Source organism: Streptomyces sp. 8K308 (assembly GCF_004348315.1).
Taxonomy (GTDB): domain Bacteria; phylum Actinomycetota; class Actinomycetes; order Streptomycetales; family Streptomycetaceae; genus Streptomyces.
On record NZ_SMKC01000024.1, the window covers coordinates 1 to 12,731 of the forward strand.

12 protein-coding genes are annotated in these 12,731 nt (G+C 71.6%); 8 read left to right on the plus strand and 4 right to left on the minus strand.

Translation table 11 applies throughout. From position 1 onward, the window contains the following. Positions 1-280: 280 nt before the first annotated feature. Positions 281-1,063, minus strand: a complete 783-nt coding sequence (locus E1265_RS06135; RefSeq protein ID WP_132929189.1) for a GntR family transcriptional regulator — start codon at positions 1,061-1,063, stop codon at positions 281-283. 258 nt (positions 1,064-1,321) lie between these two features. Here E1265_RS06135 and E1265_RS06140 point away from each other — a divergent pair, with 258 nt between their 5' ends. From E1265_RS06140 to E1265_RS06160, 5 genes are read left to right on the plus strand one after another with little or no spacing between them, the layout of a single operon-like run. Continuing rightward, positions 1,322-2,587 carry an extracellular solute-binding protein gene (locus E1265_RS06140; RefSeq protein ID WP_132929190.1) on the plus strand — a complete coding sequence of 422 codons (1,266 nt, stop codon included), beginning with the start codon at positions 1,322-1,324 and terminating at the stop codon, positions 2,585-2,587. A 6-nt stretch (positions 2,588-2,593) separates the two neighbouring features. After that, positions 2,594-3,580, plus strand: a complete 987-nt coding sequence (locus E1265_RS06145) for a sugar ABC transporter permease (RefSeq protein WP_132929191.1) — start codon at positions 2,594-2,596, stop codon at positions 3,578-3,580. Continuing rightward, positions 3,577-4,404 (plus strand): carbohydrate ABC transporter permease, encoded by an 828-nt coding sequence (locus E1265_RS06150; protein WP_132929192.1) that lies wholly within the window; start codon positions 3,577-3,579, stop codon positions 4,402-4,404. The genes E1265_RS06145 and E1265_RS06150 overlap by 4 nt, the downstream gene beginning before the upstream one ends. A gap of 9 nt (positions 4,405-4,413) precedes the next feature. After that, positions 4,414-5,967 (plus strand): glycoside hydrolase family 3 protein, encoded by a 1,554-nt coding sequence (locus tag E1265_RS06155; protein WP_132929193.1) that lies wholly within the window; start codon positions 4,414-4,416, stop codon positions 5,965-5,967. A 14-nt stretch (positions 5,968-5,981) separates the two neighbouring features. After that, a complete protein-coding gene (locus E1265_RS06160; RefSeq protein WP_132929217.1) occupies positions 5,982-7,007 on the plus strand; it encodes an SIS domain-containing protein in 1,026 nt (341 codons plus the stop codon). 107 nt (positions 7,008-7,114) lie between these two features. On the opposite strand, the gene E1265_RS06165 is transcribed toward E1265_RS06160, so the two are convergent. After that, the gene (locus tag E1265_RS06165) at positions 7,115-7,873 is read right to left on the minus strand and encodes an SDR family oxidoreductase (protein ID WP_132929194.1); all 759 of its coding nucleotides are present in this window, start codon (positions 7,871-7,873) and stop codon (positions 7,115-7,117) included. 81 nt (positions 7,874-7,954) lie between these two features. Between E1265_RS06165 and E1265_RS06170 the strand changes: the two genes are divergently transcribed. Both E1265_RS06170 and E1265_RS06175 read left to right on the plus strand, forming a co-directional pair. After that, positions 7,955-8,584, plus strand: coding sequence for a TetR/AcrR family transcriptional regulator (locus tag E1265_RS06170; protein ID WP_132929195.1), 630 nt, complete (start codon positions 7,955-7,957; stop codon positions 8,582-8,584). Positions 8,585-8,910: 326 nt separating this feature from the next. Beyond that, complete coding sequence (locus E1265_RS06175; RefSeq protein ID WP_132929218.1) at positions 8,911-10,413, plus strand: PAS domain-containing sensor histidine kinase; 1,503 nt, start codon at positions 8,911-8,913, stop codon at positions 10,411-10,413. A gap of 190 nt (positions 10,414-10,603) precedes the next feature. On the opposite strand, the gene E1265_RS06180 is transcribed toward E1265_RS06175, so the two are convergent. Beyond that, entirely contained in the window at positions 10,604-10,861 is a 258-nt protein-coding gene (locus E1265_RS06180) for a WhiB family transcriptional regulator (protein ID WP_062206726.1), read from the minus strand. A 339-nt stretch (positions 10,862-11,200) separates the two neighbouring features. After that, on the minus strand, positions 11,201-12,172 hold the full coding sequence (locus tag E1265_RS06185) for a diacylglycerol kinase family protein (RefSeq protein ID WP_132929196.1): 972 nt from the start codon (positions 12,170-12,172) through the stop codon (positions 11,201-11,203). Between the two features lie 62 nt (positions 12,173-12,234). Here E1265_RS06185 and E1265_RS06190 point away from each other — a divergent pair, with 62 nt between their 5' ends. Continuing rightward, positions 12,235-12,666 (plus strand): hypothetical protein, encoded by a 432-nt coding sequence (locus E1265_RS06190; protein ID WP_132929197.1) that lies wholly within the window; start codon positions 12,235-12,237, stop codon positions 12,664-12,666. Positions 12,667-12,731: the final 65 nt, after the last annotated feature.

Genomic DNA, 12,731 nt, shown 5'->3' on the forward strand with positions numbered 1-12,731 from the left:
ATCCGGCGCTGTGCCGGAGCCGCTGTGGCGTGGCGATGGGGTCGGGTTGCGGCCGTCGTGCCGACTGCCTCGGGCGCGGTCGTCGGCCCTGCTGGCGGCCCGGCCCTTGGCCGGTGCGTGGCTCGCCTTGCTGGCCGCCGGCCGGCCCGACCGCCTGGGCCCGTATGTCGGCCGTCCGGAGACCGTGGGCGCGCCCCGCCCATGCCGGAGGCCGGGCCCTGACGTGGCCGGCACCCGGCCGCAGGGCGGCGTCCAGGCCGGCCGGCCAGGCCGCCGTGGTCTAGGCCAGGCCCGGCCTGGCGAGGTTGGCGACGAACTTGTAGCGGTCGCCGCGGTAGACGGAGCGGACCCATTCGACGGGTTCGCCGGTGGAGTCGCGGGAGTGGCGGGAGAGCATCAGCATCGGCAGGCCGACGTCCGTGCCGAGCAGGCCGGCCTCGCGGGGGTTGGCGAGCGACGTCTCGATGGTCTCCTCGGCGCTCGCCAGGTGCACGTCGTACACCTCGGCGAGGGCCGTGTAGAGCGAGGTGTAGCGGACCAGGCTGCGCCGCAGCGCGGGGAAGCGCTCCTGGGAGAGGTGCGTGGTCTCTATCGCCATCGGCTCGCCGCTCGCGAGCCGCAGCCGCTCGATGCGCAACACCCGGCCGCCCCGCGGGATGTCGAGGAGGCGGCTGAGGCGCTCGTCGGCGGTGATGTAGCCGATCTCCAGCAGCTGGGAGGTGGGTTCGAGGCCCTGGGCGCGCATGTCCTCGGTGTAGGACGTGAGTTGGAGGGCCTGGGAGACCTTCGGCTTGGCGACGAAGGTGCCCTTGCCCTGGATGCGCTCGAGCCGGCCCTCGACCACCAGCTCCTGGAGGGCCTGGCGGACGGTGGTGCGCGAGGTGTCGAACTCGGTGGCCAGGGAACGCTCCGGCGGCACCGCCGTGCCGGGCGGGAGCGTCTCGGTCATCTGCTGGAGATGGCGCTTGAGGCGGTAGTACTTCGGCACCCGGGCGGTGCGGCTGCGGTCGGGTCCCTCCGTCCCGGCGGGTGAGCCCGCGACCGTTGCCCCGTCTCTCGCCATACCACGCCTTCCCGATTTGTTCTTGCGCGCGGCGCCTTCCGCGTTCTCCGCCGTCACCAGCTCCTCCGAGACATCGCAGTTCACATCGTGGCACGGGCCCGAGTTCGGCGTGGGGTCCGAACAGATGTCGGTCCGGTAACGGACAGTATGCGCCGCTCGTGGACCCTTGACACCCCGGCTTGGTCTAGTCCAAGCTCCCGGGCGGCTGGTCTACACCTCTTGCATCTCCACCATTAAACGTTACGGAGGCTCGGGATCGTGAAGCGCAAGCTGGTCGCCGCCGCCGGCATGATGACCCTGACGGTCACCCTGGCGGCCTGCGGTGACGACGGAAGCAGCGGCGCCGGGGGTGGCGGGAGCTCGGACTCCATCACCGTCTGGCTCATGGACGGCTCGGCGCCCGAGGCCTGGGTCTCCGAGCTCAACGCCGCCTTCGAGGCCGAACACGGAGTCACCGTCAACGTCGAGATCCAGCAGTGGGACGGCATCCAGGACCGGGTCACCACCGCCCTGTCCGAGGACGGCACCGTCGACGTGCTGGAGATCGGCAACACCCAGACCGTCGGATACGCCAACACCGGCGGCCTCGCCAACCTCGGCGACTTCGCCGACGAGCCCTGGAACGAGGCCATGCTCTCCTCGGCCCGGGTCGACGACACCCTCTACGCCGTGCCCTGGTACGGCGCCAACCGGGTCGTCGTCTACGACCGGAGCATCTGGCAGGAGGCGGGCGCCGAGGTGCCCACCACCAGGGACGAGTGGATCGAGGCGCTGGAGGCCATCGAGGCCAACACCGACGCCGAGCCGATCTACCTGCCGGGACAGAGCTACTACGTGCTCGGCGGCTTCATCGCCGACGAGGGCGGCAACTTCGCCGTCGAGGACGGCGACGGCTGGGCCGGCGCGCTCGACACCCCGGCCGGCGAGGCCGGCATGGACTTCTACGCCCAGCTCCAGTCGTTCTCGAACTCCCCGACCGACAACGACGAGGCGTCGCCGCAGCAGTCCACCGAGGTGGTGCCCAACGGCGACGTCGCCTCCTGGATCGGTCTCGGCTGGGAGGCGGCCGGCGCCGTCGCCGCCATCGAGGAACAGGGCGGCGAGGCCGACTTCGGCTACTTCCCGATCCCCGGCAAGACCGCCGACGAGCTCGGGCACGTCTTCCTCGGCGGCTCCAACCTGGCCATCTCGGAACGCGCCGGCAACCCCGAACTCGCCAACGAGTGGCTGCGGATGGCCACCTCCCAGGAGTGGGCGCAGCGGTACGTGGACGCCAACGCCGGCGGAGTCGTGCCCAACCGCACCGACGTCACGGCCGAGCCCGAGGCCGGCACCTTCGCCGAGGCCATGGTCCGGTCGGCCGACGTCGGGTTCCTGCCGCCGCTGACCACTGGCTGGGCCAATGTCGAGACGGAGCCCAACCCGATAAAGGAACTGATGACGAAGGCGCTCAACGGCGAGGACTACTCCGGCGCCGCCCAGGAGGCCGACGCGGAGATCACCGACCGGATCAACCGCGAGTAACGCGCGATGACCGTCGACATCGAACAGGCATCACCCGCCCCGCCGAGCGGCAGCACGCCCGGCGGGCGGGTCGGCCGCGCGGCCGGCGGCTGGCGCCCTTCGGCCCGCTGGGTGCCGTACCTGCTCATCGCGCCGGCCGTGCTCGCGACGCTCGCCGTCCTCGGCTACGCCCTGGTCCGCAACCTGCTGATCTCCTTCCAGGCGTTCGGCCGCAGGCAGCTGATCTCGCGCACCACCGAGTGGACCGGGCTCGACAACTACCGGGCGGTGCTGGAGAACGAGCGCTTCTGGGACTCCCTGGTCCGCACCGTGCTCTTCATGGCGGGCAACGTGCTGCTGATCATGCTGATCGGCACCCTCATCGGGCTGCTGCTCAACCAACTGGGCCGCAGGATGCGCCTGTTGTTGTCCGTCAGCCTGGTCGCCGCCTGGGCGATGCCGCCCGTCGCCAGCACCACCGTCTTCCGCTGGCTCTTCGACACCCAGTTCGGCATGGCCAACTGGGCCATGCGCGGGATCGGCTTCGACGGCTACGAGCAGCACAACTGGTTCGCCAGCGGCACCTCGACGCTCGTCATCGTCACCGTGCTGATCGTCTGGGCCTCGGTGCCGTTCGTCGCGCTCAACCTCTACGCCGGCCTCACCACCATCGGCGGCGAGATCTACGAGGCGGCACGGATGGACGGCGCCAGCGGCTGGCGCGTCTTCTGGTCCATCGTGGCGCCGATCATGCGGCCGTTCTTCCTGATCACCACCTTCCTGGAGATCATCTGGGTCTTCAAGGCGTTCGTCCAGATCTACACGCTCAACGGCGGCGGCCCCGACCGCGAGTCAGAGACCCTGCCGGTCATGGCCTACATCGAGGGCATGGGCCAGAACCAGTACGGCACGGGCGCGGCCATCTCCGTGCTCACCCTGCTGATCCTGCTGGTGGCCATGTCCTTCTACTTCCGCCTCATCCTCCGCCAGGAGAGGGAGAACGAGACCGCATGAACGCACGCACCCTGGGCCGCCTCTGGCGCAACGGGCTCGCCCTGCTGCTGGCGGCGGCGTTTCTCTTCCCCGTCTACTGGATGTTCGCCACCTCCTTCAAGAACAACTCCCAGGTGCTCACCCGCGACCCGGTCTTCCTCTTCGCCCCGACGTTCGAGCACTACGCCACGGCCACCGGCGTCGAACTGTTCTGGACCTACGTCGCCAACAGCCTGCTGGTCACCGTCGGGGCCGTGCTGCTGGCGCTCGTGGTGGCGCTGGCGGCCAGCTTCGCCCTCGCCAGGATGCGCTTCCGGGGGCGGCGCGGGATGGTGCTCGCCGTGATGATGGCCCAGATGGCGCCCTGGGAGATCCTGATTATCGTGGTCTACCTCAACGCCCGGGACCTGTCGATGCTCAACAGCCTCGGCACCCTCGTGCTCGTCTACTTCGTGATGGCCCTGCCCTTCACGATCTGGACGCTGCGCGGCTTCATCGCCGCCGTGCCGAGGGAGCTCGAGGAGGCCGCCCTGATCGACGGCTGCGGACGCCTGGAGGCATTCCGCAGGGTGATCTTTCCGCTGCTCGCCCCCGGTCTGATGGCCACCTCACTCTTCGGGTTCATCCTGGCGTGGAACGAATACGCCATGGTGCTGGTGCTCAACAAGGCCCCCGACGCGGCCACCCTGCCGCTGTGGCTCACGCAGTTCCAGACGAACTTCGGCAACGACTGGGGCGCGACCATGGCCGCCTCCTCACTCTTCACCGTTCCGGTGTTGATCGTCTTCCTCATCCTCCAGCGACGGGTCACCGGCGGCATGGCCGCGGGGGCCGTGAAGGGATAAAGCCGACCGATGACCACCCTGGTACCCGACTCCGACACCCTGACCAGGGACGCGCTCGCCGTCCTCCAGCCCACCTTCGCCGGCACCACCACCGCACCCGACTGGCTGCTGCGCCAGCTGGAGAACGGCATGACCGGGGTCGGTCTCTTCGGCAGGAACGTCGTCTCCACCGCCCAACTGGCCGACCTCACCGCCCAGCTGCGCGCCGTCAGGCCTGACGTGCTGGTGGCGATGGACGAGGAGGCCGGCGACGTGACCCGCCTGGAGCGGCTCGGCGGCTCCTCCTTCCCCGGCAACCTGGCCCTGGGCAGCGTCGACGACCCGGAGCTGACCCGCGCGGTGGCCACCAGGATCGGCCGGCGCCTCGCCGCGGCCGGCATCACGGTCAACTGGGCGCCGTCGGCCGACGTCAACTCCGACCCGGGGAACCCCGTGATCGGCGTCCGCTCCTTCGGCCAGGACCCGGAGCTCGTGGCCCGGCACACCGTCGCCTTCGTACAGGGTCTGCAAAGCGCCGGCGTGGCCGCCTGCGTCAAGCACTTCCCGGGGCACGGCAACACCAACGTGGACTCCCACCTGGCGCTGCCCCGCATCGACATCGACCTCGGGACCCTCCACCAGCGCGAGCTCGTGCCCTTCAAGGCCGCCATAGCCGCCGGCAGCCGCTGCGTGATGAGCGCGCACATCCTCATCCCGGCCCTCGACCCCGACCGCCCGGGCACCCTCAGCCCCGCCGTGCTCACCGGGCTGCTGCGCGCCCCCGCCGCCCAGGGCGGCCTCGGCTACGACGGGGTGATCTACTCGGACGCCATCGAGATGAAGGCCGTGGCCGACGCCTACGGCCTCGACCGCGGCTGCGCCCTCGCCGTGGCCGCCGGGGCCGACGCCATCTGCGTCGGCGGCACCCCGTCGGACGAGGCCGAGGTGCTGCGGCTGCGGGACGCCATCGTCCGAGCCGTGCGTGAGGGCGAACTGACAGAGGAGCGGCTGCACGACGCGGCCGAGCGGGTCAGGGCGCTGGCCCGCTGGACCGCCGAGGCCCGCGCCCAGGCCCCGGCGGACGAACCGGACGACGACACGATCGGCTTCGACGCCGCCCGCCGCGCCCTGCGGATCACCCCGGCGGCCGGCGCCGCCCCCTTCCAGCCGCTCACCCGCGCCCCCTACGTGGCCGCCTTCACCCCGGTGGCCAACATCGCCGCCGGCACCCAGACCCCCTGGGGAGTGGCCACCGAACTCGACCGGCTGCTGCCCGGCACCAGGGCCGGCGACCACACCCACGCCGATGCCGAACGCGCCGGCATCGAGGGACTCGTGGCAGAGGTGCTGGCGGCCGCCGGTGACCGGCCCGTCGTGGCCGTCGTCCGGGACGCCCACCGCCACCCCTGGATGACCGAGGTCCTGACCGCCCTGCTCGCCGCCCGCCCTGACACGGTGGTCGTCGAGATGGGCGTCCCGCACGCGCCGCCCACCGGCGCCCTGCACGTCGCCACTCACGGCGCCGCCCGGGTCTGCGGCCGGGCCGCCGCCGAGGTCATCGCCGGCCGGGAGGCGGTCCGTTGACCCCCGGCCGGATCATGGCCGCCGAGATGGCCGAGCAGCCGGCCGTGCTGCGGCGGATCTTGACCGAGGGCGCCGGCCCCATAGGCGCCGTCGCCGAGCGGATCGCCGCGCGGAACCCGCGGTTCGTGCTGCTGACGGGCCGCGGCACCTCCGACAACGCCGCCCTCTACGCCAAGTACCTGCTGGAAATCCTGCTGGGCAAACCCTGTGGCCTCACCTCCATGTCCACCACCACCGCCTACGGCGCCCGGCCTGACCTGACCGACTGCCTGGTGATCGCCGTCAGCCAGTCCGGCGGCTCCCCGGACCTGGTGGCCTCCACCACCGCGGCCCGCGACGCCGGCGCGATCACCCTGGCGGTCACCAACAACCCGGAGTCGCCGCTGGTGGCCGCCAGCGAGTTCACCATCGACGTGCTCGCCGGGCCCGAGCGCGCCCTGCCGGCGACCAAGACCTACACCGCCGAACTGCTGGCCCTCTACCTCCTCGTCGAGGCGCTGCGCGGCGGCGACGGCGCGGCGGCCGCCGCCCGGCTGCCCGAACTCGCCGAGCGGATCCTCGACCGCAGGGACGAGGTGCGCACCCTGGCCGGCCGCTACCGCTTCGCCGAGCGGATGGTCCTCACCTCCCGCGGCTACGGCTATCCCACCGCCCGCGAGGCGGCGCTCAAGCTGATGGAGACCAGCTACATACCGGCGCTCGCCTACTCCGGCGCCGACCTGCTGCACGGCCCCCTGGCCATGGTCGACAACGTCTCCCCGGTGATCGCCATCGTCCCCGACGGCCGGGGCGGCCGGGCCCTGCGCCCCGTCCTCGACCGGCTGCGGGACCGGGGCGCCGACCTGGTCGTGATCGGCCCGGCCGACGAGGTCGAGGCGGCGTCCGCCGGCTTCGCGCTGCCCACCGGCGACGTGCCTGAGGAACTGCAACCCATCCTGGAGATCCTGCCGCTGCAACGCCTCGCCTACGAGGTGACCCTGGCCCGCGGCCAGGACCCGGACGCCCCCCGGGCGCTGGCCAAGGTCACCGAGACCCGCTAGCCGCAATGCCAGTGACTTAAGGGTCGATTCGCGCGTCTGACCTGCGGGAACGTCGCCCTACGGCGCTCTCGAGAGCCATAAAGTCACCGGTATTGCCGCTAGCCGCCTCAGATCAGGGCGCCCCCGGTGGCGTCTATCCACTGCCCGGTGACCCACCGGCTGTCGGCCGAGGCCAGGAAGCCGACGATGTCCGCCACGTCCTCAGGCATGCCCAACCGGCCCAGCGGCGACCGCCGCGCCGTGGCCTCGCGCACCTCGGCACTGGACCGGAGCCAGCCCGCGTTCATGTCGGTGTCGATGGCGCCGGGTGCTACCGCGTTCACCGTGATGCCGCGGGGCCCCAGCTCCTTGGCGAGCACCGCCGTGAGCTGGTCGAGGGCGCTCTTGGTCATCGTGTACGCGACGATCTCGGGGATGGCGCCCGGCCGGTGCGTCAGCCCGGTCGAGACGTTGATGATCCGGCCGCCGTCCCGCAGCCGGCCGAGGCCCTGCTGGATGATGAAGAACGGCGCCTTGGTGTTGATCGAGAACAGCCGGTCGAAGTCCTCGGGTGTGGTGCCCGCCAAGCCCTGACGATCGTCGACCACGCCGGCGTTGTTCACCAGGATGTCGACGCCGTCCGCCTCGACGTCGAACGCCGCCCAGAGCGCCTCGGCGTCCCCCGACTCGCCGAGCCGCGCCCGGATGGCGAAGGCGCTGCCGCCCGCCTCCTCGATGGCCGCCACCGTCTCCTTGGCCGCCGCCTCGTTCTCCCCGAAGTGGACGCCGACCCGGGCGCCGTCCCGCCCGAGCCGCTCGGCGATCGCTCGCCCGATGCCCCGGCTGGCGCCTGTGACCAGTGCCGTCTTGCCCGTCAGTCCACTCATCTCGGCCCCCTTCTTTTTCTATCGATCACTACAGAAAGGACCGTAGCACGCATTCCCGAGCGATCGCTATAGAATTCACCCATGGGAGTGAGGAAGCGAGGCAGGCCGCGGTCCTTCGACCGGGAGACGGCCCTGGAGAAGGCCCTGCGCGCCTTCTGGGAGCACGGCTACGAGGGCACCTCTGTCACCGACCTGACCCAGGCCATGGGGATCGGCGCCCCCAGCATGTACGCGGCCTTCGGCGACAAGAAGACGCTGTTCGAGGAGGCCACCGAGTCCTACGTCCGGCGGTACGGCGGCTTCGTCCCCCGCGCCCTGGCCGAGGAGGCCACGGCGGAGGCGGCCATCGGCCGGGCGCTGCGCGAGGCCGCCGTCGAGTACACGGTGCCCGGCCGGCCGCACGGCTGCCTGGTGATCTCCGCCGTCGTCACCTACTCGGAGTCGGCCGAGGAGGTGGCCGAGGGCCTGCGCGAGATGCGGCGGCGCAACCTGGCCGCGTTCGAGAAGCGCATCCGGCAGGACATCGACGCCGGCGTGCTCGCCCCTGACACCGACGCGGCGGGTCTTGCCAGGTTCGCCGCCACCGTGATGCAGGGCATGAGCCAGCAGTCGCGGGACGGCGCGAGCCGGGAGGAACTGCTCGCGGTGGCCGAGGCGGCGATGCTCGCCTGGCCGGCGAAGCGGGGAGCGGAAGGGGCCACCGGGGCCTGAGACACCCACGGGCCGCGGCGCCGGGGAGGGACCCTCAACCCTCTCGGCACCGCAGCCCGGAGCGATACGGGCCCATTGACGCCGTCAGGGCAGAGAGCGCCACGGGCCTCGCTCTGCCCTCCTGTGCGGGGAGGGCAGAAGTCTCGTCATTGAGTCCCCATTCTGAACCGCGCCCGCCGCGTGTGTCCATGCTCTGAACGGACTTCCTGCCCCCACCCGTTCCGCGCCATCGTTTCTTGAGCGCACTCATCGGCGCACTCGCCGGCGTACGCGCCCGCGCGATCGCCCTCCCGGGCATGGCACGCGCCCCCGGTAAGCTCGCCGGTGTGCCATCCATGAACGACCTCGTCCATCAGCACACCGACCTCGGGGAGCGCGACCTCGAGTGGCTGCACCTGCTGGTCTCCGAGTGGCAGTTGCTCTCGGACCTCTCCTTCGCGGACCTGGTCCTCTGGCTGCCCACCAGGGACGGCACCCGCTACGTCTCGGTCGCCCAGATGCGGCCCAACACCGGGCCCACCTCCTACCAGGACGACATGGTCGGTCACCTGGTGCCGCGCGGTCGCCGCCCGCTGCTCGACGTCGCCCTCGATGAGGGCCGGATCGTGCGCGAGGGCGACCCCGAGTGGCGCGAGGAGGTGCCCGTGCGCGTGGAGTCCATCCCCGTGCGCCGGGAGAGCCGGGTGCTCGGCGTGATCGCGCGCAACACCAACCTGCTCACCGTCCGCACCCCGAGCCGCCTCGAGCTCACCTACCTGCAGAGCGCCTCCGACCTCGCCCAGATGATCGCCGCCGGCACCTTCCCCTTCCCCGGCCAGCAGGTCGGGATGGACCGCGCGCCCCGGGTCGGGGACGGCTTCATCCGGCTCGACGCGGAGGGCGTCGTCCTCTACGCCAGCCCCAACGCGCTCTCCGCCTACCACCGGCTCGGCCTCGCCGCCGACCTGGTGGGCCTGCCGCTCGGGCCGACCACCGCCGACCTCGCCCCCACCCGTGGCCCGGTGGACGAGTCGCTGGTCAAGCTGGCCAGCGGCTGGGCGCCGCGGGAGGCCGAGATCGAGGGCAACGACTGCGTCATCCAGCTGCGCGCCATCCCGCTCAAGCCCAAGGGGGAGCGCATCGGTTCGCTGATCCTGCTCCGCGACGTGACCGAGCTGCGGCGCCGCGAGCGGGAGTTGATCACCAAGGACGCCACCATCCGGGAGATCCACCACCGGGTGAAGAACAACCTGCAGACCGTGGCCGCGCTGCTGCGGCTGCAGTCCCGGCGGATCGGCGCCACCGGCGACTCCAGCGCCCAGGCCGCGCTCGACGAGGCCGTCCGCCGGGTCGGCTCCATCGCCATCGTGCACGAGACGCTCTCACAGAATCTCGACGAGCGTGTGGAGTTCGACGAGATCGCGGACCGCGTGATCACCATGGTCGCCGAGCTCTCCCCGGACGGGCGGGTGTCGGCCCGCCGCACCGGGCGGTTCGGGATACTCGACGCCGAGACCGCGACGCCGCTGTCCATGGTGTTGACCGAGGTCCTGCAGAACGCGTTGGAGCACGCCTTCGGCCCGGACCGGCGCGGCACCATCGAGGTCGGCGCGACCCGCGGCGAGGTGCGGCGCGGGCGCGGCCGGCTGCTGGTCACCGTGCAGGACGACGGGCAGGGGCTCCCGGAGGGGTTCGATCCCCGCAGCAGCGGCAACCTGGGCCTGCAGATCGTCCGGACGCTGGTGGAGGGCGAGTTGGGCGGCCGCTTCGACATGGTCCCGGTCGAGGAGGCCGGAGCCACCGGTACCCGGGTGGTCCTCGACATCCCGCTCGAGCAGCACAAGCGCTGAGCGCCGGGCCACCGGTCGCGGGCAGGGGCGAGTTGTCGCGGGCAAGCGAAAGCCCCGACCCGGCGTGGCCGTTGCCACGGGATCGGGGCTCAACGCTTGTTCGCGATCCGCACCTCGGTGCTACGCGTGCTGCGGCTCAAGGGCAGCAGGTGACGGCTGGGGCGACCGTCAGCGGGTCATCGGGCCACGCTCAGGCGGTGGCCTTGCGCGCCCGGTTGCGAGCGGCGCGGCGCTTCATCGCACGGCGCTCGTCCTCGCTCATGCCGCCCCAGACACCGGAGTCCTGGCCGGACTCCAGGGCCCACTGCAGGCACTGCTCCATGACGGGGCAGCGGCGGCAGACGGCCTTGGCTTCCTCGATCTGCAGCAGCGCAGGACCGGTGTTGCCGATGGGGAAGAACAGCTCGGGGTCTTCCTCGCGGCAAACGGCGCTGTGACGCCAGTCCATGTCTGCTCCATCTCCTGCACGTTGCAGTTACATTGCTTGTGAATGTGAACGCTTTCACGAATCCCCCGACAAAAGACGACCGGTTGCTCGGATGTCTTCTGATGGAGACCTAGGGGGGTCTGCTATCCCTCTGGGCGGGGAAGGGGGGTTCGGGCTCTCAAGGTGCCGATGCTTCGGCCGTCCCGATCGCCATGAAGAGGTTCGCAAACCTCGGCGGCGGATACAACCCCTTCCGGAAAGTTTTTTTTGAATCCTTGGTGTCGCCTTGCTCACAGCCCTACTTCCCTCGGGTGGGGTCTGCGCTAAACGTTCGACTGCAAGGACTTTCCGCCGTTCTGCTCACACAATCACACGCAGTGCACGGCGCACGCCTGTGAACGAGACGCTGGTACGCAGTCCCAGGTGGTCACCATCAAGCTGAAACGGCTGTGGCGCCTGCGATTGCAAGGTGAACCGCGTCTCATCGTGCAGGGACACGACATGCCGCCCGCTCATCCCGCGCTCCGGCGACGAGGCGAGCAGCTGGGTCGCGAAACGCGCCAGAGCGGCTGATGACAGGCGGGTCACGGCCGTCAGGTCGAGCCCGGTGTCGAACGAGGCCCGAGGGGCCGCGTAGATCGGCCGGTTGCCGAAGAAGGTCCACGGCGCGGTGTTGCACACTATGGTCAACACCAGCCCGTCAACCGGCTCTTGGCCGTCGCGCAGCAGGCTGATCGTGCCGTGGTGACGCTGGTGCCGGTCGTCCGTGAAGTGCCGCACCGCCTGCCGCACATAGAGGGAGTGCGTGGAGCGCTTTCCGCGCTCCCGGTGCGACTCCACGCGCCCGATCACCCCGGCGTCGAAGCCGAAGCCCGCGCAGAAGGTGAACCAGCGGCTCGGCACCTCGGCGTCCGCCGAGCCGGGGGCGCCGGTCACCAGGCCGAGCCCGATCTCCCGTGAGCTGTCGTCGCGCAGCGCCCCGAGCAGCGCGCCGGTGGCCTCGACCGCGTCGTTGGGCAGCCCGAGCGCCCTGGCGAACACGTTGGTCGAGCCGCCGGGGACCACCGCCAGGCTCGGCAGCTCGCCGCGGTGCGGCCCGTGGTGCAGCAGCCCGTTGACCACCTCGTTGACCGTGCCGTCGCCGCCGAGGGCGATCACCAGGTCCGTGGTGCCCTGCTCGGCCGCCCGCCGGGCGAGCTCCCTGGCGTGACCGCGGTACTCCGTGGCGGCGACCTCCAGCTTGAGATCGCTGGCGAGTGCGTGCGCCAGGACGTCACGGGTCCGCGCACTGGTGGTGGTGGCGACCGGATTGACCACGAGAAGTGCGCGCATGAAGTGCAGAGTACCCAGGCCAGGGCGGTGGGGGCGGCGGCGCCCGGCGCTACCCTGGCCAGGTGAGCGAGAACGGCGGCGGGGGCGGCGACCCCCGGGTGAGCGCGCGGCCGCGCACGGTGAGCGTCGCCGCGCTGCTGTGCGGACTGCAGGGCGTGGTGGTCGCGGGGCTCGGCGCGGTGCTGCTGGCACTCGCCGTGTTCGGCGACGCGGAGGACCTGACGCAGGCGGTGACCGGCGCGCTGACGGTACTGGTGCTCGCGGCGCTGCCGCTGGCCGCCGGCCACGGCCTGTGGCGGCTGCGCCGCTGGAGCCGGGGTCCGGCCGTGGTGATGCAGCTGCTCGCGCTGCCGGTGGCCTTCACGCTCCTGGGCAGTGGCCGCCTCTGGCCGCTGGCCGCCGTGGGGCTCGGTGTCTCGGCGGTGGCCGTGCTGGCCTGCCTCGTCAACCCCACGGCCACGGCCGCGCTCGGCGTCGGCCCGCGCGAGGCGTAGTCCTGGCCGGGCGGGCTTGGCGGAGGGCTCTCCGGCCGGGCGTGCTGGGGTCGTGCTGTCCGACC